20 protein-coding genes are annotated in these 24,897 nt (G+C 71.2%); 13 read left to right on the forward strand and 7 right to left on the reverse strand.

Features of this window, described 5'->3' with window-relative positions; genetic code table 11:
• Positions 1–379 precede the first annotated feature (379 nt).
• The 3 genes from ACWBNA_RS24895 to ACWBNA_RS24905 all read left to right on the forward strand — a co-directional run bounded on the left by ACWBNA_RS24895 (position 380) and on the right by ACWBNA_RS24905 (position 3,774).
• Entirely contained in the window at positions 380–1,162 is a 783-nt protein-coding gene (locus ACWBNA_RS24895) for a DUF4142 domain-containing protein (RefSeq protein ID WP_482706727.1), read from the forward strand.
• A 96-nt stretch (positions 1,163–1,258) separates the two neighbouring features.
• Entirely contained in the window at positions 1,259–2,032 is a 774-nt protein-coding gene (locus ACWBNA_RS24900; RefSeq protein WP_482706728.1) for a TIGR04222 domain-containing membrane protein, read from the forward strand.
• A 119-nt stretch (positions 2,033–2,151) separates the two neighbouring features.
• Positions 2,152–3,774: an alpha/beta hydrolase gene (locus tag ACWBNA_RS24905; protein WP_482706729.1), complete on the forward strand. Its 1,623-nt coding sequence runs from the start codon at positions 2,152–2,154 to the stop codon at positions 3,772–3,774.
• A gap of 20 nt (positions 3,775–3,794) precedes the next feature.
• Here the strand turns inward: ACWBNA_RS24905 and hemQ are convergent, their stop codons facing one another.
• The gene (hemQ, locus tag ACWBNA_RS24910; RefSeq protein ID WP_217236176.1) at positions 3,795–4,526 is read right to left on the reverse strand and encodes a hydrogen peroxide-dependent heme synthase; all 732 of its coding nucleotides are present in this window, start codon (positions 4,524–4,526) and stop codon (positions 3,795–3,797) included.
• 5 nt (positions 4,527–4,531) lie between these two features.
• Positions 4,532–6,133, reverse strand: coding sequence for a protoporphyrinogen oxidase (hemG, locus tag ACWBNA_RS24915; protein WP_482706730.1), 1,602 nt, complete (start codon positions 6,131–6,133; stop codon positions 4,532–4,534).
• A 156-nt stretch (positions 6,134–6,289) separates the two neighbouring features.
• Between hemG and ACWBNA_RS24920 the strand changes: the two genes are divergently transcribed.
• A complete protein-coding gene (locus ACWBNA_RS24920) occupies positions 6,290–7,270 on the forward strand; it encodes a DUF4349 domain-containing protein (RefSeq protein WP_482706731.1) in 981 nt (326 codons plus the stop codon).
• Positions 7,271–7,444: 174 nt separating this feature from the next.
• Positions 7,445–8,851, forward strand: a complete 1,407-nt coding sequence (locus ACWBNA_RS24925; RefSeq protein WP_482706732.1) for an FAD-dependent oxidoreductase — start codon at positions 7,445–7,447, stop codon at positions 8,849–8,851.
• Between the two features lie 22 nt (positions 8,852–8,873).
• On the opposite strand, the gene ACWBNA_RS24930 is transcribed toward ACWBNA_RS24925, so the two are convergent.
• A complete protein-coding gene (locus ACWBNA_RS24930; protein WP_482706733.1) occupies positions 8,874–9,200 on the reverse strand; it encodes a hypothetical protein in 327 nt (108 codons plus the stop codon).
• Between the two features lie 124 nt (positions 9,201–9,324).
• On the opposite strand from ACWBNA_RS24930, the gene ACWBNA_RS24935 reads away from it, so the two are divergent.
• Positions 9,325–10,149, forward strand: coding sequence for a rhomboid family intramembrane serine protease (locus ACWBNA_RS24935; protein ID WP_482706734.1), 825 nt, complete (start codon positions 9,325–9,327; stop codon positions 10,147–10,149).
• Positions 10,150–10,178: 29 nt separating this feature from the next.
• Here the strand turns inward: ACWBNA_RS24935 and hemE are convergent, their stop codons facing one another.
• Positions 10,179–11,249: a uroporphyrinogen decarboxylase gene (hemE, locus tag ACWBNA_RS24940; protein ID WP_482706735.1), complete on the reverse strand. Its 1,071-nt coding sequence runs from the start codon at positions 11,247–11,249 to the stop codon at positions 10,179–10,181.
• 107 nt (positions 11,250–11,356) lie between these two features.
• Between hemE and ACWBNA_RS24945 the strand changes: the two genes are divergently transcribed.
• The 3 genes from ACWBNA_RS24945 (at position 11,357) to ACWBNA_RS24955 (ending at position 14,454) form a co-directional block, all read left to right on the forward strand.
• Positions 11,357–12,025 (forward strand): DUF3000 domain-containing protein, encoded by a 669-nt coding sequence (locus tag ACWBNA_RS24945; RefSeq protein ID WP_482706736.1) that lies wholly within the window; start codon positions 11,357–11,359, stop codon positions 12,023–12,025.
• Positions 12,026–12,313: 288 nt separating this feature from the next.
• Entirely contained in the window at positions 12,314–12,976 is a 663-nt protein-coding gene (locus ACWBNA_RS24950) for a LuxR C-terminal-related transcriptional regulator (RefSeq protein ID WP_383857525.1), read from the forward strand.
• Positions 12,977–13,137: 161 nt separating this feature from the next.
• Positions 13,138–14,454, forward strand: a complete 1,317-nt coding sequence (locus ACWBNA_RS24955) for an HRDC domain-containing protein (protein WP_482706737.1) — start codon at positions 13,138–13,140, stop codon at positions 14,452–14,454.
• A gap of 94 nt (positions 14,455–14,548) precedes the next feature.
• On the opposite strand, the gene ACWBNA_RS24960 is transcribed toward ACWBNA_RS24955, so the two are convergent.
• From ACWBNA_RS24960 to ACWBNA_RS24970, 3 genes are read right to left on the reverse strand one after another with little or no spacing between them, the layout of a single operon-like run.
• Positions 14,549–15,379 (reverse strand): carbohydrate ABC transporter permease, encoded by an 831-nt coding sequence (locus ACWBNA_RS24960; protein ID WP_482706738.1) that lies wholly within the window; start codon positions 15,377–15,379, stop codon positions 14,549–14,551.
• Positions 15,376–16,329: a carbohydrate ABC transporter permease gene (locus ACWBNA_RS24965; RefSeq protein WP_482706739.1), complete on the reverse strand. Its 954-nt coding sequence runs from the start codon at positions 16,327–16,329 to the stop codon at positions 15,376–15,378. Before ACWBNA_RS24965 ends, ACWBNA_RS24960 begins: the two co-directional genes overlap by 4 nt.
• Entirely contained in the window at positions 16,329–17,648 is a 1,320-nt protein-coding gene (locus ACWBNA_RS24970; protein WP_482706740.1) for an ABC transporter substrate-binding protein, read from the reverse strand. Before ACWBNA_RS24970 ends, ACWBNA_RS24965 begins: the two co-directional genes overlap by 1 nt.
• A gap of 164 nt (positions 17,649–17,812) precedes the next feature.
• Here ACWBNA_RS24970 and ACWBNA_RS24975 point away from each other — a divergent pair, with 164 nt between their 5' ends.
• From ACWBNA_RS24975 to ACWBNA_RS24990, 4 genes are all read left to right on the forward strand, one after another.
• Positions 17,813–20,182 carry a glycoside hydrolase family 2 protein gene (locus ACWBNA_RS24975; RefSeq protein WP_482706741.1) on the forward strand — a complete coding sequence of 790 codons (2,370 nt, stop codon included), beginning with the start codon at positions 17,813–17,815 and terminating at the stop codon, positions 20,180–20,182.
• Positions 20,179–21,216 carry a LacI family DNA-binding transcriptional regulator gene (locus ACWBNA_RS24980; RefSeq protein ID WP_482706742.1) on the forward strand — a complete coding sequence of 346 codons (1,038 nt, stop codon included), beginning with the start codon at positions 20,179–20,181 and terminating at the stop codon, positions 21,214–21,216. The genes ACWBNA_RS24975 and ACWBNA_RS24980 overlap by 4 nt, the downstream gene beginning before the upstream one ends.
• A 121-nt stretch (positions 21,217–21,337) precedes the next feature.
• Positions 21,338–22,564, forward strand: a complete 1,227-nt coding sequence (locus tag ACWBNA_RS24985) for a thiolase family protein (protein ID WP_482706743.1) — start codon at positions 21,338–21,340, stop codon at positions 22,562–22,564.
• Positions 22,561–24,696 carry a 3-hydroxyacyl-CoA dehydrogenase NAD-binding domain-containing protein gene (locus ACWBNA_RS24990; protein WP_482706744.1) on the forward strand — a complete coding sequence of 712 codons (2,136 nt, stop codon included), beginning with the start codon at positions 22,561–22,563 and terminating at the stop codon, positions 24,694–24,696. The genes ACWBNA_RS24985 and ACWBNA_RS24990 overlap by 4 nt, the downstream gene beginning before the upstream one ends.
• The last annotated feature ends 201 nt before the right edge of the window (positions 24,697–24,897 follow it).

Here is a 24,897-nt window from a genome sequence, read left to right on the forward strand (position 1 = left end):
CCGCGGGCAATCGTGCCGCCAGGGCGACACAGGTGGGCACGGGCGGCACCCCGTTCTCGCCGGGCCGCGCATCCCACCGCCCCAGCCGCAGCACCGGCCAACCGCTCGGCCGGTCTACGCCACACCCCGCGCCCCGACTAAGCGCACCCCCCACCCCCGACTGTGCCGGGGCTAACACCCCGCCCACCCAGCCCGGCAAGCGCGCCCAGTTCCGCACCCTTTACCCGTGTATGCCCACCAATCCCTCTCCCCCATTAACCCCGCATCGCCCCCGAAACAACCATTCGCCCCCGTACGGCGGTTGACGTAGACCCCGAAGTAACATGTCAACCCCGCACCTGAAACCCACTAGCGTGCGGTGCCGCAAGCAGGAGGCACCATGCGATCCCGACCCCCCGTCAACGGCAGAGGCATCTTCACCGGCACCGGGCTCATCATCACCGGCCTGACCGCGACCCTCGTGGCGCTGATCTTCCCGATCTGGTCGTACGCCGACCGTTCCGGGACGGGGCTGGACGTGTTGAACGCCCAGACCGTGTCGACGAAGTACGGGCCTTTGTCCGCTCTCGACCGCGAGTTCGTCACGAAGGTACGGCTGGCCGGCCTCTGGGAGCTGCCCGCGGGACAGCAGGCTCAGCAGAAGGGCTCCACCCCGGCCGTGAAGACGGCGGGGCAGCATCTCATCGAGGGGCACATGTTCCTGGACGAACGCGTCCGTGACGTCGCGGGCCGGCTCGGCCTCGCACTGCCCAACGAGCCCAACGAGCAGCAGCGGCAGTGGCTCACGACCCTGACCGCGGCGCAGGGCGTGACCTACGACCGGGACTTCGCCAACATCCTGCGCCTGGCGCACGGCAAGGTGTTCTCGGTCGTCGCCCAGGTCCGCGCCAGTACCCGCAACTCCCTCGTCCGGGCCCTCGCCGACGACGCGAACACGACCGTGCTGGACCACATCAAGGTCCTGGAGGCCACCGGCTACGTCGACTTCGACGCCCTCGCCCAGGACATGGCCGCCGGCTCCACGCCCCCGCTCACCCACTCACCGGCCCCGCCCGGCCCGACCGCCGATCCGAGCCCGGCGATCCCGGTGACCCCACCGGCCTCCCCGAGCTATCCGCTCCCCCCGCCCGCCACCAGCCCCCCGCCTTCCGTGGATCAGTGACCGGACAACCCCCGGAACGTCACATACCGACAACGCTCGGTCCACATGGTGAATAAGGCATGGCGCCGGCCGCACCCGGTCGCATAGAAAATCCACATGTTCTGGGTCCTCCTTCTGCTGCTGGCCTGGGCCGCCGCCGGCACGGCGTGTACGCGGCTGTGCCTTGCCGCCGTACACGCGGCGGCCGTCGACACGGACCCGGGCCGGGTACACGATCTGACGCTGTACGAGGCCGCGTTCCTGTCCGGCGGCCCCGGACGGGTGGCCGACCTGACCCTCGTCTCCATGGCACGCCAGCGGCGGCTGCTGCTCGCCCACACCGGCTGGGCGACCGTCGTCGACCCGCGCGGCCGGGACGACATCGAGCGGTCGGTGATAGGGGCGATCGGGCCGGAGGGGCAGTCACCCCTCGCGCCGGTACGGGCCACCGCCGCCGCCACGGACGCGGTACGCGGCGTCGCCGACCGGCTGGTCAGCGCGGGGCTCGCCGTGCCCGACGGCGCCCGGGCGGGCGTCGCGGCGGGGGTCCGTCAGGTGCGGCTCGCCGCGGTGGCCGTCCTCGCGCTGGGCGCGACCGCACTGCTGACGCCGGCTCAGTCGGACATGCCGAGGCACCTGGTCGCCCTCTGGTTCGGGCTCCCTCTCGCCCTCACCCTGAGCTGTCTCGCCATCGCGCGGATCGAGGTCCACCCCTACTCGCGCTGGGCCTCCCCGGCCGGCCAGCGGCTCCTCGGCACCCTGACGAGGCGCTCCCGCGGGGGCGACCGTACGGATCTCACCTCCGTCGCCGTCCACGGCGTCCGCGCGATCGGCGAACCGGACCTGCGCGCCGCCTTCGCCCACGGCGAGCAGCAGCACTGGCGCGCATAGCCCGTCCCCGGGGGGCGCACTGAGGCATTGGGCCCGACACCGGCCGGGCGGTGCTTGCCTTCGCCGACAACCGGACGAAACATCCCTTTTGTTGCTGCCATGCACCGAAGGGATACGCGATGAGAACCCCCGCCCTCTACTCGGCCGCCGGGTCCTTGCTCCTGACCGCGCTCGCCGCCGCGCCGGCCGACAGCGCCCCGGCCGTGCCGGGCGCGGCCGAGGTGCGGGGAACCGCGGTGGCCGCCGCGCGGGCCCGGGCCGCGGGCATCGACTTCGGTACCTGCCCCGAGGCGGAGGGCCTGCCCGACGGCATGCTGTGCGGCACGGTGTCCGTCCCGCTCGACTACGCGCGTCCCGACGGCAAGCGGATCACACTGACCGTCAGCCGGGCCCCGGCGACCCAGAAGGATCCGCACAACAGCAAGCGCCGGGTGCCCCGGCAGGGCGCCCTCGTCTACAACCCGGGCGGGCCGGGCGCCTCCGGCATGGCCTTCCCGCTGATCGGCGTGCTCCCCGAGTGGAAGCGGCTCGCGGCGGCGTACGACCTCGTCGGCTACGCCCCGCGCGGGGTGGGCCGTTCCGCACCGCTGTCCTGCAAGGACCCGAAGCAGTTCTTCAAGGCGCCCTCGCAGGCGCCGACGTACCCCTCGGAGTCGTACAAGCGGGAGCGCGTCGCGCAGGCGAAGGCGTACGCGCGCGGCTGCGCCGAGCGGGCGGGCGACGCGCTCCGGCACTACACCTCCCTCAACAACGCCCGTGACCTGGACGTGCTGCGGGCCGCGCTGGGCGAGGAGAAGCTGACGTTCATGGGCGCGTCGTACGGCACCTACTTCGGGGCGCTGTACGCGACGCTGTTCCCCTCGCACGTACGGCGGATGGTGTTCGACTCGGCGGTGAACCCGGACCCCGAGCAGATCTGGTACCGCAACAACCTCGACCAGTCGGCCGCCTTCGAGGGGCGCTGGGAGGACCTGCGGGAGTGGATCGCCAGGCACGACGACGTGTACGGGCTCGGCGACACCGCCGAGGAGGTGCTGCGCAGTTACGAGAAGGCGCGGGCGTGGCTGGCCGCGGAGCCGGCCGGCGGCAAGGTCGGGCCGGGGCAGTTGCAGGGGGCGTTCCTGTCTGCCGGGTACTACGACGACTACTGGCCGCATCGCGCGCGGGCGCTGTCGGCCTATCTGAAGGGCGACCCGCAGCCGCTGATCCAGCAGGCCGGTCCGCATCCGGCGGCGGCGGCCGAGGCGGAGAACGCGAGGGCGGTCTACACGGCCGTCGAGTGCAACGACGCCAGCTGGCCGACCGAGTGGCGGGTGTGGGACCGGGACAACACGCGGCTCGCGCGCGTGGCGCCGTTCGAGACCTGGGACAACGTGTGGACGAACCTGCCGTGCGCCTACTGGCCGGCTCCCCGGCAGCGGCCCCTCGACGTGCGCACGGGGCCGGGTGAGCTGCCGCCGACGCTGATCCTTGCCGCCGAGCGGGACGCGGCCACGCCGTACCAGGGCGCGCTGGAGATGCACCGGCGGCTGTCGGGCTCGGTCCTGGTGACCGAGCGGGACTCCGGTACGCACGGCATCGCGGGCGGGCCGAACCCCTGCGTCAACGGCCACGTGGACGCGTATCTGCTGGAGGGCCGGCTCCCCGTGCGGCGCGCGGCCTGCGCACCGCGTCCGGAACCGAAGGCGAGGCCGGCGGCCGGCTCCCGGAAGACACCGGCCGCCGAAGCCGCCGCACGCTGAGCGCCGAGCCCTCGCACCGGTCAGGCGAGGCCCGCGACCAGCTCTCCGATGTCCTTGCGACGGCCCGTGTAGAACGGCACCTCCTCGCGGACGTGCATCCGCGCCTCGGAAGCGCGCAGGTGGCGCATGAGGTCGACGATGCGGTAGAGCTCGTCGGCCTCGAAGGCGAGGAGCCACTCGTAGTCGCCCAGCGAGAACGAGGCGACCGTGTTGGCGCGCACGTCCGGGTAGCCGCGGGCCATCTTGCCGTGGTCGGCGAGCATGCGGCGGCGGTCCTCGTCGGGCAGCAGGTACCAGTCGTACGAGCGCACGAACGGGTAGACGCTGATGTAGTTGCGGGGCGTCTCGTCGGCGAGGAACGCCGGGATGTGCGAGCGGTTGAACTCGGCGGGGCGGTGCAGCGCCATGTTCGACCACACCGGCTCCAGCGCACGGCCCAGCCGGGTGCGGCGGAAGAGGTTGTACGCCTCCTGGAGCTGGTCGGCGGTCTCCGCGTGCCACCAGATCATGAGGTCGGCGTCGGCGCGCAGGCCCGAGACGTCGTAGGTGCCGCGGACCGTCACGTCCTTGGCGGCGAGCTGGTCGAACAGCTCCTGGACCTCGTCGGCGTAGCCCGCGCGGTCCTCGGGGAGCACGTCCTTCAGCTTGAAGACGGACCAGAGGGTGTAGCGGATGACCTCGTTCAGGTCCTTGGCCAGCTTGCCCTTGTTCGGGATCCTGGCGGACTCGGTGGTGGGGGCGTCGTCACTCATGGTCCTTATTCTCCCGCTCCGCCGTGCAGACTCTGCACCGGGTTGGCGGTGAGCTCCTGCACACCTCGCAGGTCACCCTGGATCTGGTCGACGGCGGCGTAGGCGCTCGCGATGCACGCCGGGATGCCGACACCGTCGTACACCGCGCCGCACACGGCGAGGCCCGGCAGCTTGCCGACGTGCTCGCGGATGCGGGCCACGCGCGCGTGGTGGCCGACGGGGTACTGCGGCAGGCCGTCGTTCCATCGGGTGACGCGGGTCTCGATGGGGGTGGCGTCCAGGCCGGTGGCCTCGCGCAGGTCGTGCCGGGAGACGTCCACCAGGCCGGTGTCCTCGCGCTGGAGGATCTCCGTCTCGCCATGGCGCCCGACGGAGGTGCGCAGGACGAGCAGGTCCGGGTTCTCGTCGGCGATCCAGCCCCACTTCCGGGAGGCGAAGGTCGACGCCTTGATGGTGCGTCCGTCGACGGGCGGCACGAGGAAGCCGCTGCCCTGCGGGAGGGTGACGTCGGCGCGGCGGTAGGCGAGGGTGACCAGGGCCATGGAGGCGTACTCGACGGCGCGCAGTTCGGCCGCCGCGGCGGGGGACTCGGTGCGCAGCAGCGTGCCGGCGGCCGGGGCGGGCACGGCGATGACGACCGCGTCCGCGTACAGCGCGCGATCACCGGCGAGGACACGCCAGGTCGCGGCGGTTGGTGAGAGCGGGCCGTCGGCAGGGTGCGGTCCGGCCGCGTGACCCGTCGACTCGTCTCCCGCGCGCGCGGCACCGGCCCCGCCGTCCGCCGACCGGTCGCGGCCGAAGGCTCGCGGCCCGCCCGCGCTTTCCGGCCCCGGCGGCCCCACCCGGCGCAGCTCCTTCACCGGCATCCCGGTCAGGATCTCCGCCCTTCGCTCGCGCACCGACTCCGCCACCGCGAGCGGCAGGCTCCCCACGCCGCCCGCGATGCCCATGAACACCGGCCCGGTCTGCTGGTTGGCGGCGGCCTTGGCCTGGATCTCGCGGACGGCCTGGGTGAGGGAGTCGTGCGTCTGCGCGGCCTGGAAGAGCTGCGGAACCGCCGAGCGCATCGAGATGCGGTACGCGTCGCCCGCGTAGACCCCGCCGAGCAGCGGCTCCACGAGGCGGTCGACGACCTCGCGGCCCAGCCGCGCCGCCACGTACTCCCCGACCGCCACGTCGTCGCCGACCTCCGTGCGGGGCAGGTCGGCGTCGCGCTCGATGCGCGCGAGGCCCTCGTCGGACAGCACGCCGGTCAGGGCGGCGGCCGTGCCGGGGACGCCCATGACGTGTCCCTTGGGCATGGGGCGCAGGGCGCCGCGGGTCCACAGGGAGGCGGTCGCGGTGGCGGGCGCCTGGAGGCGGTCGGTGAGGCCGGTCTCGCGGGCGAGAGCCACGGCCTCGGGGCGGCGGGCGAGCATCGACTCGGCGCCGAGGTCGACGCGCGCGCCCGCGATCTCGCCGGGCAGCAGCTTGCCGCCGACGCGGTCGGACGCCTCCAGCACGGTCACGCGCGCACCGCGTTGCAGCAGCCGGTGGGCGGCGGCCAGCCCCGCGATCCCGGCTCCGATGACGACGACATGCCCGGTGCCCGTACCCGTTGCGCTCATGGGCCCACTTTCTCAGACCCCACTGACACACCCGCGGCGGCCCGGTGTCCTTCACGAGTCCCGACCGTGACCGCATCGGGACCGTTTCCCGCCAACGTTCGGGCCGGGTCCGGCGTCGAAGGAACGTCAGTCGTCACCACACCGGGGGTAGCCCAGATGCGCACACGACGTTCCGTACGACCCGCCCAGGCCCTGGCCGGGATCCTGCTGGCCGCGGGCCTGGTGCTGACCGGCTGCGGCGGCGCCGACTCCAGCGATTCCGACGGCGCCTCCCTGTCGGACTCGAAGGCGGACGCCCCGGGCGCCGCCGCGGACAGCGCGCGCGGCGGCAGCGAGGCGGGCGGCGCCAAGGCGACCGCGCCGCCCAAGATCTCCGCGAGCCACATCATCCGCACCGCGTCCCTGACCGTGCAGGTCAAGAACGTGTCCAAGTCCCTCGACGAGGCCCGCACCACCACCGAGAACGCGGGCGGCTACGTCGGCAACGAGACCACCACCCGGGGTGAGGAGGGCTACGAGGAGACCCGCGTGGTACTGCGGGTGCCCGTCGACCGGTACGACGAGGTGCTCGCCGACCTGGAGGGCGCGGGCAAGCTGCTGGAGCGCACGGCGAAGGCGCAGGACGTCACCGACCAGGTGGTCGACGTGGACAGCCGCATCAAGTCGCAGCGGGCCAGCGTGGTGCGGGTGCGTGAACTGATGGACCGGGCGACCGGGCTGACCGACGTGGTGACCCTTGAGGGCGAACTGAGCCGGCGGGAGGCCGACCTGGAGTCGCTGCTGGCCCAGCAGGCCTCGCTGAAGGACCGCACCAGCCTGGCCACGATCACCCTGTCGCTGTCGAAGACGCCGGTGGAGGAGGCCACCGAGGACGACGACCCGGGCGTCCTCGACGCGCTGACCGGCGGCTGGGACGCCTTCGTGACGATGCTGCGCTGGATCCTGGTGGCACTGGCGGCGGTGCTGCCGTTCGCGGCGGTGGTCGCCCTCGTCGTGCTGGTGTGGGTGCGCCTGATCCGGCCCCGGATGCCCCGCCGGTCCGCCTCGGCACCCGCGACGACCGCGCCGGGCCCGCTGCCGACGGCGAGGACCGCACCGGAGCCCGTCCGTCCGCAGGAGGGCGGCGAGGAGAACTGAGTCGGCGTGAAGAGAACCGAGCGGGACCGAAATGCCCTGCGCACGTAGCGTGTTCGCATGAGCATGAGCGCAGTGAGCGGTGCGACGGGCCGTGCGGCCGAGCGTCTGGTGGTGATCGGCGGCGGCGCCCCCGGGGGGTGCGCCGNAAATGCCCTGCGCACGTAGCGTGTTCGCATGAGCATGAGCGCAGTGAGCGGTGCGACGGGCCGTGCGGCCGAGCGTCTGGTGGTGATCGGCGGCGACGCCGCGGGGATGTCCGCGGCGTCGCAGGCCCGTCGCATGAAGGGCCCCGACGAGCTGGAGATCGTGGCCTTCGAGCGAGGTCACTTCACGTCCTACTCGGCGTGCGGCATTCCGTACTGGGTCGGCGGCGACGTGACCGACCGGGACCGGCTGATCGCCCGCACACCCGAGGAGCACCGGGCGCGCGACATCGACCTGCGGATGCGCACCGAGGTCACGGAGATCGACGTCGAGCGGCGGCGGGTCCGCGCGCGTGACGTCGATTCCGGGGCCGAGTCCTGGACGTCGTACGACAAACTCGTGATCGCGACCGGGGCGCGCCCGATCCGCCCGGACATGCCGGGGGCCGACGCGCCCGGCGTCCACGGCGTCCAGACCCTCGACGACGGGCAGGCGCTCCTGGACACGCTGGCACGCACGCGTGGCCGGCGCGCGGTGGTCGTCGGCGCGGGCTACATCGGCGTCGAGATGGCCGAGGCGCTCATCAACCGCGGCTACGAGGTGACGGTCGTCAACCGCGGCAAGGAGCCGATGTCCACGCTCGACCCCGACATGGGCCGTCTGGTGCACGAGGCGATGGAGGGCCTGGGCATCACCATGGTCAACGACGCGGCGGTGACCAAGCTGCTGACGGGTGACGACGGCCGGGTGCGGGCGGTGGTCACGGACGACGGCGAGTACCCGGCGGACGTGGTCGTGCTCGGCATCGGCGTACGCCCCGAGACGGAGCTCGCGAGGGCCGCCGGGCTGCCGCTCGGCGCGCACGGCGGGCTGCTGACCGACCTGGCGATGCGGGTGCGGGGGCACGAGGACATCTGGGCCGGCGGCGACTGCGTCGAGGTCCTCGACCTGGTCTCCGGCCAGGAACGGCACATCGCCCTGGGCACCCACGCCAACAAGCACGGCCAGATCATCGGCACCAACGCCGGCGGCGGCTACGCCACGTTCCCCGGCGTCGTCGGCACGGCGGTCAGCAAGGTCTGCGACCTGGAGATCGCCCGCACCGGACTGCGCGAGAAGGACGCGCACAGGGTGGGCCTGCGGTTCGAGTCCGTCACCGTCGAGTCGACCAGCCGCGCGGGCTACTACCCGGGTACCTCCTCCATGACGGTGAAAATGCTCGCCGAACGCCGCACGGGGCGGCTCCTCGGCGTGCAGATCGTGGGCAGGGAGGGGGCGGGCAAGCGGGTCGACATCGCCGCGGTGGCCCTGACGGCCGGTATGACGGTGGAACAGATGACGGCCCTGGACCTGGGCTATGCGCCGCCGTTCTCGCCGGTGTGGGACCCGGTGCTGGTCGCGGCCCGCAAGGCCGTGGCGAAAGTGCGGGCCGCCTGAAGCAGCGCCGGCGGCGGGACCTCTACGCCGAGCCGTTGATCCGCTCGATGGCCTGCCGGGCCTGATCGGCCGGCGGCCGCGGCGGCAACGACGAGACGGACGCGCTCGTGCTCGTCACGGCCGCGGGCTGCTCCCCCGCCGGCCTCGCGTGCGCGGCGGCGGCCCGCGTGGACCGCAGCCGGTTGCTCACCGCCTCGTCCAGGGTCACCGGCCGCTGCATCTGGGAGGCCAGCCGCCCGGCCTCCTGGCCGAGCCGGGCCACGTCCTCCCACGGCAGGCGCACCACCAAGGAGAGTTCGGCCTCGCCGTCCGGCAGGGCGTGCATCGGAGGAGTAACTCGGTCGTTCATCGCCTGTTCCTCACGTCGTCCCCGCGAGCGCCTTCCCCGTGCCGCGGGCGGTTGAGGAGACATACGCACACGCGGTGGGCGGCGTTCACCGATTCGCCGTCCGCATCGGGGGCACTACTTCCTTGTGGTCATCCCCGTCCATGACGTGAACCCGGCGCGTCGCACCCCCGTGGTGACGTACGCGCTCATCGCCGCGAACGTCCTCGTGTTCCTGTTCATGCCGGGCCTCGCCGGTTCCGTGGCCGGGGACGGCAACCTGGCCCAGCTGTGTCATCTCCAGGCGTTCCTGGATCATTACGCGGCGGTACCACAGGAGTTGATCCACCATCAGCTGCCGCGGGTGGTGCCGACGGGCGACGTCGGCGTGGGCCCGCAGGGCGCGGGCTGCGTGGTGGGCCCGCCGGGTTACGACAAGTCCCCCGAACTGTCCGTCCTGACGGCGATGTTCCTGCACGGCGGCTGGCTGCACCTGCTGGGCAACATGCTGTTCCTGCTGATCTTCGGCAACAACATCGAGGACCGCATGGGGCACGTGCGGTTCGCGCTCTTCTACCTCGTGTGCGGCTACGCGGCGTCGTACGGCTTCGCGCTCCTCAACGCCGACTCGGCCGACCCGCTGATCGGCGCCTCGGGAGCGATCGCCGGGGTGCTGGGCGCCTATCTCGTGCTGTATCCGAAGGCCAGGGTGTGGGTCCTCGTCCCGTTCCTGGTCTTCCTGCCGCTCCGGCTGCCGGCCTGGCTGGTGCTGGGCTTCTGGTTCGTGCTGCAGGCCGTGTACTCCTCCGGCGAGGGGGTGTCCGCCGCCGGGACGGTGGCGTACGCGGCGCACATCGTCGGCTTCCTCGCGGGCATGCTGCTCGCCTGGCCGCTCAAGCCGGGCACGCCCCCGCCGCCGGAACCGCGCGGCCTGCTCTTCGGCAGGCGGGCGCGGCCCCGGCACACCTGGTGAGACCGGACCGCTGGTGAGACCGGACAGGCTCAGCGCGCGGTTCGCGTGTGGACGTACTCGACGAGGCGGGTCAGCGCGTCCGGGTCGGTGGACGGCATGACGCCGTGACCGAGGTTGAAGACATGGCCCTCAAGGCCGGCCGCCGCGTCCAGGATCTCGCGGGTCTTGGTCTCGACGGCCTCGGTGCCGGCGAACAGGACGGTCGGGTCGAGGTTGCCCTGGAGCGCCTTGCCGGGGCCGATCCGGCGGACGGCCTCGTCGAGCGGGACGCGCCAGTCGACGCCGACGACGTCCGCGCCGGCCTCGCCCATGAGCCTCAGCAGCTCACCCGTGCCGACACCGAAGTGGATGCGCGGGACGCCGTAGCCCTCGACCGCCCGGAACACCTTCGCGGAGGCCGGCAGCACGGAGTGGCGGTAGTCCGCGGGGGCCAGTGCGCCGGCCCAGGAGTCGAACAGCTGGACGGCCGAGGCACCGGCCTCGATCTGCACCTTGAGGAAGGCGGCCGTGATGTCGGCGAGGCGGTCGAGCAGGTCGGCCCACAGCTCGGGGTCGCCGTACATCATCGCCTTGGCGTTCTCGTACGTGCGCGACGGGCCGCCCTCGACGAGGTAGCTCGCGAGGGTGAAAGGCGCGCCGGCGAAGCCGATGAGCGGGGTGGCGCCGAGCTCGCGGGTCAGCAGGCCGATCGCCTCGGTGACGTACGAGACGTCCTCGGGAGTCAGGTCACGCAGCTGGGCGAGGTCCTCGCGGGTGCGGATCGGCCGCTCGACGACCGGGCCGACGCCGGGCTTGATGTCGAGGTCGATGCCGATGGCCTTGAGCGGGACGACGATGTCGCTGAAGTAGATCGCCGCGTCCACGTTGTGCCGCCGCACCGGCTGGAGGGTGATCTCGGTGACCAGCTCGGGCCGCATGCAGGACTCGAGCATCCCGACGCCCTCGCGCACCTTGCGGTACTCCGGCAGTGAGCGCCCGGCCTGCCGCATGAACCACACGGGGGTGTGCGGCACGGGCTCGCGCCGGCAGGCCTTGAGGAAGGCGGACTCGTACGTGGCGGTCGGCTGCTGCGGCGTCACGGGGCTCTCGTTGGCACTCACGGGGCAAGTCTCGCACGGCACCGCGGGGCGCCCGGACGGCAACCCCGACACCGGACAACAGGGTGTCCTCCCTGCACGAAGCCCCCGTTCCCCTTAACCTTCCCGGCATGGCTGCGGCTCAGGGACGACTGTCGGACGGCGCTGACGGAATGGACGACGCGAAGGAGGAGGACCTGCATACGAGCGGGACGGATCCGCTGCCCTTCCGAGCGGCCGTCGACGCGCTCAGGGCCGCGCGGCTGCGGCCACAGGTCGAGGTCGAGCCGACGCGCGCGCCGCAGCGGCTCGCGCCCTACGCGTACGCGCTGGAGGCCGCGGTCGTCGACGGCGAGGAGGACCTGGCCGACGGCCGGCTGGTGCTGCTGCACGACCCGGCCGGGCACGACGCCTGGCGGGGCACCTTCCGGCTGGTGACGCTGGTGCGCGCGGAGCTGGAGCCGGAGATGGCGTCCGATCCGCTGCTGCCCGACGTGTGCTGGTCGTGGCTCACCGGGGCGCTCACGGCGCGCGGACTGGCGTTCGGCGAGCCGAGCGGCACCGTCACCCGCGCGAGCTCCCACTACTTCGGCGGCCTGTCCGAACGGCCGCCCGCCTCCCAGATCGAGATCCGCGCCTCCTGGACGCCCCGCGAGGGCCTGGGCGGCGTTCCGGACACGGGGGGACACCTGGCCTCCTGGTGCGACCTGCTCGCCCAGATCGCGGGCCTGCCGCCGGCCGGCCCGGGCGACGCGTCGGTGGTCACACTGCCGCAGCGACGCGGCCCGCAGTCGCGCTGACCTCTCCCGCCCGACCCGTACTCGTACCCGACCCGTACCGGGCCGTGCCCGTACCTGTGCCCGTATTAGTTGTGGGCTCACTGGCGCATTTTTGGCAATCACTTTGTCGATACGGCCACTTTCGGCCGCGTATCGACATAGACCGAAGCCGTTCGATCTTCGAATGATCGATCGCGTGTCCGAATTGCACGGATTGTTACTCACTAGATCGTGATCATTCTCTAAAGGCAAACGGGTTTAGTGCCGAAGACGACTGTGACCTGCCCCGTCCCCCACCCAGGAGGCCTGGTGTCCGTTCTCCTCGAGCAGCCCGCAAGCCTGGTCGCCTACCGCCCGAACAAGCCGACCGCCATGGTGGTCGTGGCCGACCCGCGCGTCCGCTCCACCGTCACCCGCCACCTGTGGGCGCTCGGTGTGCGCGACGTCATCGAGGCCTCGTCCATCGCGGAGGCTCGTCCCCGCATCGGCAACCCCCGCGACATCTGCGTCGCCGACGTCCACCTGCCCGACGGCTCCGGCCTCACCCTCCTGTCGGAGACCCGCGCCGCGGGCTGGCCCAACGGCCTCGCCCTCTCCGCCGCCGACGACATCGGCGCCGTACGCAACGCCCTGGCCGGCGGCGTCAAGGGCTACGTCGTCACCGGCACCCGCACCAATGTCGGGCTCCCCACCCGGCCGGGTGTCGCTCCCATCGGATCCGCCGCCGCCCGTATGCACCGCCGCCCCCCGGGTGCCCCGAGTCACCCGGGTGGCTACCGCGAACTGTCCGGCCGTGAGGTCGAGGTGCTGAGACTGGTCGCGGAGGGCCAGTCCAACAAGGCGATCGGCGTCTCGATGGGCCTGTCCGCCCTGACCGTCAAGAGCCACCTCGCCCGCATCGCCCGCAAGCTCGGCACCGGAGACCGCGCCGGCATGGTCGCCGTCGCCCTGCGGACCGGCATCATCCACTGACCCCCACCCCTTCACGGACGTGAACCGGATCGACCGCTGATCCGCCCCCCACCCGCCCTGAACCGGATCTTTCACCGAGCTGACTGGTTTACGACCCTCAGGCGCCCGCCGACGGAACGTTCCGTCGGCGGGCGCTGTCCATACACAGATACCCTTGACATGTGACCGACGCCCAAGACACCGCAGCAGACAGCACACTGCGAACCACCGGAGGCGCCCCTCCGGACGACGGCGGATCTTCTGCTACGGAGGCGCCGAACCCCGACCCGGGCCCTGACCCGGGCCCCGAGCCGATCCCCTTGCTCGAGCCGCGCGAAGGCATCCCGCCCGTCGTCGCCGACGCCGCCGCGCTCGCCGAGGTGATCGCCGCCTTCGCGGCCGGCTCCGGCCCCGTCGCCGTGGACGCCGAGCGGGCGTCCGGCTACCGCTACGGCCAGCGCGCCTACCTCGTGCAGCTGCGCCGCGAGGGCGCGGGGACGGCCCTGATCGACCCCGTGGCCTGTCCCGACCTCTCCGGCCTCGGCGAGGCCCTGTCCGGCGTCGAGTGGGTCCTGCACGCGGCCACCCAGGACCTGCCGTGTCTCCGCGAAATAGGCATGGTCCCCACGCAGCTGTTCGACACCGAGCTGGCCGGCCGCATCGCCGGGTTCCCCCGCGTGGGCCTCGGCGCGATGGTCGAGGGCGTCCTGGGCTTCGTCCTGGAAAAGGGTCACTCGGCCGTCGACTGGTCCACCCGCCCGCTGCCCGAGCCGTGGCTGCGGTACGCCGCCCTGGACGTGGAGCTGCTCGTCGACCTGCGGGACGCGCTGGAGAAGGACCTCGACCGGCAGGGCAAGCTGGAGTGGGCCCGCCAGGAGTTCGACGCGATCGCCTCGGCCCCGCCGCCGGAGCCCCGCAAGGACCCGTGGCGGCGCACGTCCGGCATGCACAAGGTGCGCCGGCGGCGGCAGCTGGCCGTCGTGCGGGAGCTGTGGCAGGCCCGGGACCGGATCGCCCAGCGGCGGGACGTGTCGCCGGGCAAGGTGCTCGGCGACGCGGCCATCGTGGAGGCCGCGCTCTCCCTTCCGGCCGACGCGCAGGCGCTCTCCGCCCTGAACGGGTTCGGGCATCGCATGGGACGGCGGCAGCTGGAGCAGTGGCAGGCCGCGGTGGACCGGGCCAAGGCCCTTCCGGACGCGCAGCTGCCGCAGCCGGGGCAGGCCGTGACCGGGCCGCCGCCGCCGCGGGCCTGGGCCGACAAGGATCCGGAGGCCGCCGCGCGGCTGTCGGCGGCGCGCGCCGCGGTGTCCGCGCTGGCCGAGGCGCTCAACATGCCGCAGGAGAACCTGATCACGCCGGACACGGTCCGGCGGGTCTGCTGGGAGCCGCCGGCGGTGGTCAGCGTCGAGTCCGTGGCGGCTGCCCTCGCCGGGTTCGGGGCGCGGGCCTGGCAGGTCGAGCAGGTCACGCCGGTTCTTGTGGCCGCGTTGTCCGCCTAGCCTGGTCCGCCTGGCCGCCGTAGGGCTTCTCTCGTACGGCGGCGGGCGGCCCTCTGTGGTTGCTCGCGCAGTTCCCCGCGCCCCTAAAGACGTCTCACCTCGTCGCGCCTCTCATGAAGCCGTTGTAGATGAACCTCTGCAGGCTCAGGAAGACGATCAGGGTCGGCAGGATGACCAGCACCGCTCCCGCCGATATCACCTCCCAGTGGGCGCCGTAGGGGCCGCGGAAGCGGAACAGCGACGTCGAGATCACGCCAAGATCTTCGGAGGGCAGGTAGAGGAAGGGGATGTAGAAGTCGTTGTAGACGGTGATCCCCTTCACGATGACGACCGTCGCGATCGCGGGCCTGAGCAGCGGAAAGATGATCTTCCGGTAGATCGTGAAGGCGTTGGCGCCCTCCAGGCGGGCCGATTCGTCCAGGGAGATCGGGATGGACCGTACGAACTGCAGGAAGATGTAGATCGAGACGATGTCCGTGCCCATGTAGAGCGCGATCGGCGCCCACAGGGAGTCGAACATGCCGAAGCTGTTGACGATCTGGAAGGTCGCCACCTGGGTGGTCACCCCGGGGACCAGCGCGGCGATCAGGAAGAGCGCGACCACCAGCTTCTTGAAGCGGAAGGTGAAGCGGTCGATGGCGTAGGCGGTCATCGAGCCGATGAGGACCGTTCCCCCGATGGCGACGACCAGGATGATCGCCGTGTTGGTGAACGCCGTGAGCATGTGACCGTCCTGGAAGGCGGTCACGTAGTTGTGGAAGTTGAACAGGCTGTCGGGCAGCGAGAGCGCGCCGCTGCCGTTCGCCATCTCCTTCGAGGACTTGAGGGAGGTCAGCAGGACCACGCCGAGCGGGAGCAGGACGAGGACCGTCGCGGCGATCAGCGAGAGGTACACGAGTGTGCGGGCCACACTGCGGCGCGTCATGCGAGGTCCACCTTGTCGTCGGGGACGAGGCGGCGCTGCACCCAGGTCACCAGCAGGATGATCAGCAGCAGCACGACCGCGGCGGCCGAGGCGAGCCCCGTCTTGTTGAAGCGGAAGGCCAGGTTCAGCGTCTGGATCACGAAGGTCTCGGTGCCGGTCGCCCCGCCGGTCATGATGTACGGGATCTCGAAGGCCGACAGCGAGCCGGAGATGGACAGGATCACCATCAGGGTGAGGACCGGCTTGATGCCGGGCGCGATGATGTAGCGGAACTGGTGCCAGCGGTTCGCGCCGTCCAGTTCGGCCGCCTCGTAGAGCTCCCCGGGGATGGACTGGATCGCGCCCAGGAACAGCACGAAGTTCAGGCCCAGGTAGCGCCAGATGGAGACGCCGGCCAAGGAGGTGTTGGCGGAGACCGGCGTGCCGAGCCAGGCGTGGTCCGTGTGGTACCCGAAGAGGGACAGGACCGAGTCGAGGGTGCCGCCGTCCTGGAAGAAGTAGAGGAAGACGAAGCCGATCGCGACTCCGTTGATCAGGTACGGGAAGAAGAGCACGCCCTTGAAGAAGTTCCGGAAGCGGACGTTGAAACTGAGGACCGTCGCGAAGTAGAGCGCGGCGACGATCTGGACGGCGGAGGCGGCGAGGTAGTAGCCGCTGACGAAGAAGACCCTGAAGAGGTCCTCCCTGGTGAAGATCTCCTTGTAGTTCTCGACGTCCGTGTAGTGCAGTTCGGGGCTCACGCCGTCCCAGTCGGTGAAGCTGTACGCGACCATGTTGGCGATCGGCGCGTAGGTGAAGGTGACCAGCAAGGCGATCGGGGCGATCAGGAAGAGCCAGGGCGTCACCCCGCGCCACACGCGCGTCCCGCGTGGTGCGGGGGCCGGGGTGGGGGTGGGGGGTGCCGCCCCCGTGGCGGCCTTCACGATCGCCTTCTGGGTGGTGTCCGTCATCAGGACCCCAGCGTCTGCTGCGTCTCGGTCCAGCGCTTGCTCAGATCGGCGAAGAAGCCGTCCAGGCTGCCCTTCTTGGCGCCGCGGGCGAGGTCCACGAGGTTCTGGCGGTACTCGGGGGCGTAGATGCCGACTTCGGACTGGTTGTCGATCTGCTTGACCTTGGCGCCCACGCTGTCGTCCAGCTCGATGAGCTTCACGCCCTCGTCCTCGTACGGCTTGAGCACCTCGGGCAGCGGTGCGTTCTTGAGGGGCGAGATGGCCAGGTTGTCCTTGTCGTAGCCGGACTTGTCGGTGAACCAGTCGATCCAGGCGCGGGCGGCGGGCTTGTTCTTGGAGTGGACGTTGACGGCCTGGTTGTAGTCGGGCGCGATCACCGCGCAGAACTTGCCGTCCACCTGGGACGGGAAGGGCATGAACCCGATGTCGTCGGGGCTGGCTCCGGCCTGCCGGGCGGCGTCCTGGAACTGGATGATCGCCCAGGTGCCGAGCCACTGCGTGGCGAGCTCGCCCTTCGCCAGCCGGGGCTTGGACTCCTCCCAGTTGGTGGTCGTCGGGTCCTTCTCGATCAGGCCCTGGTGCACGGTGTCGTACAGGAGCTTGTCGCCGACGCGCAGGTCGGCGCCCTCGGCCCACGGGTCGCCCTCGGCGAGCTTCGTCGACGCCTGGGGGTCGCAGCTGACCGAGCCGTTGACGGACGTCCACTGCGACAGCGGCCACTGGGCGGCGAAGTTGGTGTAGTAGGGCACCGCGTCCGTCTTGGACTTGATCGCCTTGAGGTCGGTGAGGAACTCGGCCGGGGTGGCGGGCCATTCGGTGACGCCGGCCTCCCGCCAGACCTTCTTGTTGTAGAGGAAGCCGGGGATCACGCCGATCGGGCTCTGGCCGTAGACCTTGCCGTCGACGGTGGTGTAGTCGGTGAACAGGTACTTCTTGCCGCGCTCCGCCTCGGTGCCGAGGGAGGCGAAGAACCTCGGGTAGTCGTCCTTCTTGATGACCGCGGGGATCATCAGCACATCGCCGTAGTTCTCCGTGTTCATACGGATCTTGACTTCGGTCTCGTAGTTCGTGAGGGCCTCGAACTCGACCTTGACCTTCGGATATGTCTTGTTGAACTCGGCGGCGTACTTCTTCATCGTGCCGTCGGTGACCAGATCGGTGCGCTGGGTGAGGACCTTGATGGTTCCGGTGACCTTCGACGGGTCGTCGGGCGCCTTGGCGTCGGCGCCCTTCGAGGTGCCTCCGGTACCCGTGCAGCCGGGGACCAGCAGGGCGGCTCCCACGACCATGGCGAGGATGTGACGGCGGTTCATGTGCATCAGCTCCGTTCTAGGGACGTTCCAGGGACGGAAGAGCACGTGCAGGTTGGTGGGTTGGCTGATTCGGCACTCTGTCAGCGCTTTCTGAACCGGTAAAGTCTCTATTTCGCCAAGGCTGCAAAGATGTGACCGCCTACGGAACTGAAACGGTTTAGGGAGTGCGGATGCTGGAGGCCACACCGCTCACCGAGGGCTGGACCCTGAAGCACGAGGGGGACGCCCTCCCGGCCTCGGTGCCGGGCTGCGTGCACACCGATCTGCTGGCCGCCGGGGTGATCCCGGATCCCCTGGTCGGGCTGGGCGAGACCGAGGTCGCGTGGGTGGGGCGGCGGGAGTGGACGTACGAGAGGGAACTCGCGGCGGCGAACGGGCACGAGCAGACCGACCTCGTCTTCGACGGACTGGACACCGCGGCCGAGATCCTGCTCGACGGCAGGCTCCTCGGCCGGACGAGGAACATGCACCGCTCGTACCGCTTCGACGTGACCGGGCTCGGCGGGCGGCTGTCGGTGCGGTTCGTCTCCGCGTACGCCGAGGCGGAGGCCGTGCGCGGGAAGCTGGGCGAGCGGCCCGCCGCCTACGCCGAGCCCTACCAGTACCTCCGCAAGATGGCCTGCTCCTTCGGCTGGGACTGGGGTCCGACGCTGGTGACGGCCGGGATCTGGCGGCCGGTCCGGCTGGAGCGGTGGTCGACGGCCAGAGTCGCGCGGGTGCGGCCCCTGGTGACCGTCGAGGACGGCCTGGGACGGGTCGAGTTGCGGGTGGACGTCGAGCGGTCCCGGGTCGAGGCCGAGCTCTGGGTGGAGGCGACGGTCGGCGGGGTCCAGGCGCGCGCCCGGATCGACGGGACGACGGGAGTCGTACGGCTTCAGGTGCCCGACGTGCGGTTGTGGTGGCCGCACGGATACGGCGAACAGCCCTTGTACGACGTCGAGTTGACGCTCGTGCACGAGGACCGCACGCTGGACGTGTGGCGGCGGCGGATCGGTTTCCGGACCGTCGAGCTGGACCGTCGGCCCGACGCGCACGGCACCGGGTTCACCTTCGTCGTCAACGGCGAGCGGCTCTTCGCGCGGGGCGTGAACTGGATCCCGGACGACGTGTTCCCGTCCCGGATCGGCCGGGACCGGTACCGGGAGCGGCTGCGGCAGGCGGCCGACGCCGGGGTGGACCTCGTGCGGGTGTGGGGCGGCGGGATCTATGAGAGCGAGGACTTCTACGACGCCTGCGACGAGTTCGGGCTGCTGGTCTGGCAGGACTTCCCGTTCGCGTGCGCGGCCTACCCGGAGGAGCAGCCGCTGCGGGGCGAGGTCGAGGCGGAGGCGCGAGAGAACGTCGTACGGCTGATGCCGCATCCCTCGCTGGTGCTGTGGAACGGCAACAACGAGAACCTGTGGGGGTTCCGGGACTGGGGCTGGGAGGAACGGCTGGCCGGGGACTCCTGGGGCGAGGGCTACTACCTGGGCGTACTGCCGCGGGTGGTGGCCGAGTTGGACCCAACGCGGCCGTACACGGCGGGCAGTCCGTGGTCCGGGTCGTGGGAGCACCATCCGAACGACCCGGCGCACGGCACCCACCACTCGTGGGAGGTGTGGAACCGGGAGGACTACGCCGACTACCGGCTCCAGGTGCCGCGCTTCGTCGCGGAGTTCGGCTGGCAGGCGCCGCCCGCCCACGCCACGCTGCGGCGGGCGCTGCCGGGTGAGGAACTCGCGTCCGACTCCCCCGGCATGCTGCACCACCAGAAGGCGGACGACGGCAACGGCAAGCTGGAACGGGGCCTGGCACGTCATTTCGCCGTGCCGGAGGGGGACTTCGACCGCTGGCACTACCTCACGCAGGTCAACCAGGCGCGTGCGGTCACCGCCGGGATCGAGCACTGGCGGTCGCACTGGCCGGTGTGCGCGGGCACGGTTCTCTGGCAGCTCAACGACTGCTGGCCGGTCACCTCGTGGGCGGTGATCGACGGGGACGGGCGCGAGAAGCCGCTGTACCACGAGCTGCGGCGGGTGTACGCGGACCGGCTGCTCACCCTTCAGGCCCGCGATCAGGAGCTGGCGTCGGCCGCTGTGAACCAGTCGGCCGAGGAGTGGACGGCCACGCTGGTGCTGCGCCGGATGTCCGTCGAGGGTGGCGTGATCGGTTCGGCCCGGGTGGAGTTCGTCGCCGGCAGGCGGTCCGTGGCCGACATCGGGGTTCCGCGTGAGCTGCAACCCGTCGGGCCCAAGGAGTTCCTGGTCGCGGACGCGGACGGGCTGCGCGCCGTGTACTTCCCGGTGCCGGATCGCGAAGTGCCGTACCCGCAGCCCGGGTTCGAGGTCGCGCTCGTGCCGGACGGGATCGAGGTGACGGCCCACACCCTCGTACGGGATCTGCTGCTCCAGGCCGACCGGCTGGACCCGGCGGCGCGGGCCGACCGGGGGCTGGTCACGCTGCTGCCCGGCGAACGGGTCACCATCGGGGTGCGCGGCTGGCAGACTCCGGATGCCGAGAAGGCGCGTTCAGCCCTGTACTGCATGGAGCCCGGCCGATGACGGCAACACCGACCCCCCGCGTCACCATCAAGGACGTCGCCGCGCGCGCCGGCGTGTCCAAGGGTGCCGTGTCCCTGGCCTTCAACCACAAGCCGGGGCTGGCGGAGGCGACGCGGGACCGGATCTTCCGGGCCGCGCGGGAGCTGGGGTGGGCGCCGAGTCCGACCGCGCGGACGCTGGCCGGCTCACGGGTGGACGTGGTGGGGCTGGCGATCTGCCGGCCGGCCCGGCTGCTCGGGATCGAACCCTTCTACATGGAGTTCGTGTCGGGGGTGGAGAGCGTCCTGACCGAGCATTCCTGCTCGCTGCTGCTGCGCCTCGTACGGAGTCTGGAGGAGGAGGTCGGGCTGCAGGAGTCGTGGTGGCGGGGGCGGCAGATCGGCGGGTCGATCCTCGTGGACTTCCGCGCGGACGACCCCCGGGTGGCGGCGGTCGAGCGGCTGGGGATGCCGGTGGTCGCGGTCGGGCATCCGTCGCTGACCGGCAGTCTCACCTCGGTGTGGACCGAGGACGCTACCGCCGTGACGGAGGCGGTGCGGTACCTCGCCGCGCTCGGGCACCGGCGGATCGCCCGGGTGGGGGGCGCGGCGGCCCTCGGACACACCTCCATGCGGACCGCCGCCTTCGACGAGGCGGCCCGGGCCCTGGAGCTGGCCGGGGCCTGGCAGGTGGCCACGGACTACTCCGGGGAGGCGGGGGCCCGGGCGACGCGCTCGCTGCTGACGGCGGCGGCGCCGGACCGGCCGACGGCGATCGTGTACGACAACGACATCATGGCGGTGGCGGGGTTGTCGGTGGCGGCGGAGATGGGCCTGAGCGTGCCGGACGACGTCTCCCTGCTCGCCTGGGACGACTCCCAGCTGTGCCGGATCACGCATCCGCCCCTGTCGGCCATGAGCCATGACGTGCACGGTTTCGGGGCGGAGGCGGCGCGGACGCTGTTCGGGGTGATCACGGGTGAGGGTCCGGGGTCGCATCCGGTGCCGACTCCGGTGCTGACTCCGCGGGGCTCGACGGCTCCGCCGAAGGTGTGACCTTCACCGCTTGGGGCGGGGGGACTGGGCAGCCTGGTTACCCACAAGTAGCATGGGTTCTGAGCGCGCGCTCAGCGCATCGCAGCAGTAGAGCCGTCCCGCACCCTGGAGGAGAGCCATCGTGCCTCGTACCGTCAGGGACGTCGTCTTCGTAGACGGCGTCCGTACCCCGTTCGGCAAGGCGGGCCCGAAGGGCATCTACCACGAGACCCGTGCCGACGACCTCGTCGTGAAGGCGATCCGGGAGCTGCTGCGCCGCAACCCCGGTCTCGACCCGAAGAAGATCGACGAGGTCGCCATCGCGGCGACCACGCAGATCGGCGACCAGGGTCTGACGCTGGGCCGCACGGCCGGAATCCTGGCCGGGCTGCCGCAGTCCGTCCCGGGCTACTCGATCGACCGCATGTGCGCCGGTGCCCTCACGGCCGTCACGGCCACCGCGGGCTCCATCGCCTTCGGTGCGTACGACGCCGTCATCGCCGGTGGCGTCGAGCACATGGGCCGCCACCCCATGGGCGAGGGCGTGGACCCGAACCCGCGGTTCGTCAGCGAGAAGCTGGTCGACGAGTCCGCCCTGTTCATGGGCATGACCGCCGAGAACCTGCACGACCGCTACCCCACCATCACCAAGCAGCGCGCCGACGAGTACGCGGTGCGCTCGCAGGAGAAGGCCGCCAAGGCGTACGCCAACGGCAAGATCCAGCAGGACCTGGTGCCGATCTCGGTGCGCCGCACCAACGCCGAGGCCGGTGAGACGGGCTGGGGCCTGGTCACCGCCGACGAGCCGATGCGCCCGGGCACCACCCTGGAGAACCTCTCCGGTCTCAAGACCCCCTTCCGTGTGCACGGCCGGGTCACCGCCGGCAACGCGGCCGGTCTGAACGACGGCGCCACCGCGTCGATCATCGCGAGCGAGGACTTCGCCCGCGAGCACGACCTGCCGGTCAAGATGCGCCTGGTCTCGTACGCCTTCGCGGGCGTCGAGCCGGAGGTCATGGGCTACGGCCCGATCCCGGCGACCGAGAAGGCCCTCGCCAAGGCGGGCCTGTCGATCGAGGACATCAACCTCTTCGAGATCAACGAGGCCTTCGCGGTCCAGGTGCTCGCCTTCCTGGAGCACTACGGCATCGCCGACGACGACGCGCGCGTCAACCAGTACGGCGGCGCGATCGCCTACGGTCACCCGCTGGCCTCCTCCGGCGTCCGTCTGATGACGCAGCTGGCCCGCCAGTTCGAGGAGCAGCCGGAGGTCCGTTACGGCCTCACCACCATGTGCGTCGGCTTCGGCATGGGCGCCACGGTGATCTGGGAGAACCCGCACCACAAGGACGCCGGAGGCGACAAGTGAGCACCACTGAACTCCTCAAGGAAGCGGCCGAGCTGTTCCCCGACGAGGTCGTGACGTCCGCGCACGTACGCCACCTCGACCTGCCGTTCGGTGCGGGCCGATTCGCCCTGATCACCCTCGACAACGGCTTCGACCACACCAAGCCGACCACCTTCGGCCCGCAGTCCCTCGCGAACCTGAACACCGCGATCGACCAGGTCGAGAAGGAGGCCGCGGCCGGCGAGATCGTCGGTGTCGGCATCACCGGCAAGCCGTTCATCTTCGCGGTCGGCGCCGACCTCAAGGGCGTCGAGCTCCTCAAGGAGCACAAGGACGCGCTCGCCATCGGCAAGGGCGGCCACGAGGTCTTCAAGCGGCTGTCCGGTGTCGCGGTCCCGACCTTCGCGTACTACAACGGCGCGGCCATGGGCGGCGGCGTCGAGGTCGGCCTGCACTGCAGGTACCGCACGGTGTCGAAGGCGATCGCCGCCTTCTCGCTCCCCGAGGTCTTCCTCGGTCTGGTACCCGGCTGGGGCGGCTGCACGATCCTGCCGAACCTGATCGGTGCCGACAAGGCCGTCTCGGTGATCGTCGAGAACTCGCTCAACCAGAACAAGCAGCTCAAGGGGCAGCAGGTCTACGAGCTCGGGATCGCCGACGCCATCTTCGAGGGCGCCGACTTCCTGGAGCAGTCGCTGCTGTGGACGGCCGCCGTCCTCAAGGGCGAGATCGTCATCGACCGCCCGGTGATCGACCGCGGCGAGGCCTGGGACCAGGCCGTCGCCAAGGGCCGCTTCATCGCGGACAGCAAGGTGCACGGTGCCGCTCCGGCCGCCTACCGCGCCCTCGACATCATCGCCGCCGCCAAGAACGGCGACCTCCAGCAGGGCTACGACGCCGAGGACGAGGCCCTCGCCGACCTGATCATGGGTGGCGAACTGCGCTCCGGCATCTACGCCTTCAACCTGGTGCAGAAGCGCGCCAAGCGCCCGGCCGGCGCGCCGGACAAGTCGCTGGCCCGCCCGGTCACCAAGGTCGGTGTCGTCGGCGCCGGTCTGATGGCCTCGCAGCTCGCCCTGCTGTTCCTGCGCCGCCTGGAGGTGCCGGTCGTGCTGACCGACATCGACCAGGAGCGCGTCGACAAGGGTGTGGGCTACGTCCATGCCGAGATCGACAAGCTGCTCGGCAAGGGCCGTATCAACCAGGACAAGGCCAACCGCCTCAAGGCGCTGGTCTCCGGGGTACTGGACAAGGCTGAGGGCTTCTCCGACGCGGACTTCATCATCGAGGCCGTGTTCGAGGAGATCGGTGTCAAGCAGCAGGTGTTCGCGGAGGTCGAGGCGGTCGCCCCGGCGCACGCGATCCTCGCCACCAACACCTCCTCGCTGTCGGTCACCGAGATGGCGTCGAAGCTGAAGAACCCCGAGCGGGTCGTCGGCTTCCACTTCTTCAACCCGGTCGCGATCCTGCCGCTCCTGGAGATCGTCCGCGGCGAGCAGACCGACGACGCCTCCCTCGCCACGGCGTTCGGCGTCGCCAAGAAGCTGAAGAAGACTGCGGTCCTGGTGAAGGACGCCCCGGCGTTCGTCGTGAACCGCATCCTCACCCGCTTCATGGGCGAGATCCAGAACGTCATCGACGAGGGCACCTCGGTCGAGGTCGCCGAGAAGGCCGTCGAGCCGCTCGGTCTGCCGATGTCCCCGCTGGTGCTCCTGGAGCTGGTCGGTCCCGCGATCGGTCTGCACGTGTCCGAGACCCTCAACCGGGCCTTCCCGGACCGTTTCACGGTCTCCCCGAACCTCGCGGCCGTCGTCAAGGCGGGCAAGCGCGGCTTCTACGTCTACTCGGCAGAGAACGGGTTCAAGCCGGAGCTGGACCCCGAGGTCGCCGCGCTGCTCAAGCAGGGCGACACCGTCCTGACCGAGGAGCAGGTCCGTGACCGCGTCCTGGACGCGGTGGCGCAGGAGATCGGGCTCATGCTCGACGAGGGTGTCGTGGCCGAGGCCCAGGACATCGACCTCTGCCTGATCACCGGTGCCGGCTGGCCCTTCCACCTGGGCGGCATCACGCCGTACCTGGACCGCGAGGGCGTCTCCGAGCGAGTGAACGGCAAGCCGTTCCTGGCTCCGGGCGTGGCGAGCGTCCCGGCGTAACGCGTTACCCCTGAGGGGGGTGGGGTGCACGGTAACGATCCGTGCGCTCCACCCCTTTTCGCATGCGGCTGCGGATAGGATCCTCACACAATCCGACCACTTGTTTACATTGCACCGACGATTCTGACCCACGAGCCGATCGGTGTAGCGCGAAGGAGCCTCCCGTGGCGTCAACCCGCCGCCGTACACCCCGACGTCGGG

It is taken from the genome of Streptomyces sp. Q2 (assembly GCF_056820935.1).

Bases quoted from the DNA above. Each gene is read 5' to 3' on its own strand.
- hemQ (WP_217236176.1), bottom strand. From the start codon at position 4,526: ATGAGTGACGACGCCCCCACCACCGAGTCCGCCAGGATCCCGAACAAG.
- ACWBNA_RS24960 (WP_482706738.1), bottom strand. From the start codon at position 15,379: ATGACGCGCCGCAGTGTGGCCCGCACACTCGTGTACCTCTCGCTGATC.
- ACWBNA_RS24895 (WP_482706727.1), top strand. From the start codon at position 380: ATGCGATCCCGACCCCCCGTCAACGGCAGAGGCATCTTCACCGGCACC.
- hemG (WP_482706730.1), bottom strand. From the start codon at position 6,133: ATGAGCGCAACGGGTACGGGCACCGGGCATGTCGTCGTCATCGGAGCC.
- ACWBNA_RS24900 (WP_482706728.1), top strand. From the start codon at position 1,259: ATGTTCTGGGTCCTCCTTCTGCTGCTGGCCTGGGCCGCCGCCGGCACG.
- ACWBNA_RS24945 (WP_482706736.1), top strand. From the start codon at position 11,357: ATGGCTGCGGCTCAGGGACGACTGTCGGACGGCGCTGACGGAATGGAC.
- ACWBNA_RS24925 (WP_482706732.1), top strand. From the start codon at position 7,445: ATGAGCATGAGCGCAGTGAGCGGTGCGACGGGCCGTGCGGCCGAGCGT.
- ACWBNA_RS24970 (WP_482706740.1), bottom strand. From the start codon at position 17,648: ATGCACATGAACCGCCGTCACATCCTCGCCATGGTCGTGGGAGCCGCC.
- ACWBNA_RS24975 (WP_482706741.1), top strand. From the start codon at position 17,813: ATGCTGGAGGCCACACCGCTCACCGAGGGCTGGACCCTGAAGCACGAG.
- ACWBNA_RS24965 (WP_482706739.1), bottom strand. From the start codon at position 16,329: ATGACGGACACCACCCAGAAGGCGATCGTGAAGGCCGCCACGGGGGCG.
- ACWBNA_RS24905 (WP_482706729.1), top strand. From the start codon at position 2,152: ATGAGAACCCCCGCCCTCTACTCGGCCGCCGGGTCCTTGCTCCTGACC.
- ACWBNA_RS24920 (WP_482706731.1), top strand. From the start codon at position 6,290: ATGCGCACACGACGTTCCGTACGACCCGCCCAGGCCCTGGCCGGGATC.
- ACWBNA_RS24980 (WP_482706742.1), top strand. From the start codon at position 20,179: ATGACGGCAACACCGACCCCCCGCGTCACCATCAAGGACGTCGCCGCG.
- ACWBNA_RS24930 (WP_482706733.1), bottom strand. From the start codon at position 9,200: ATGAACGACCGAGTTACTCCTCCGATGCACGCCCTGCCGGACGGCGAG.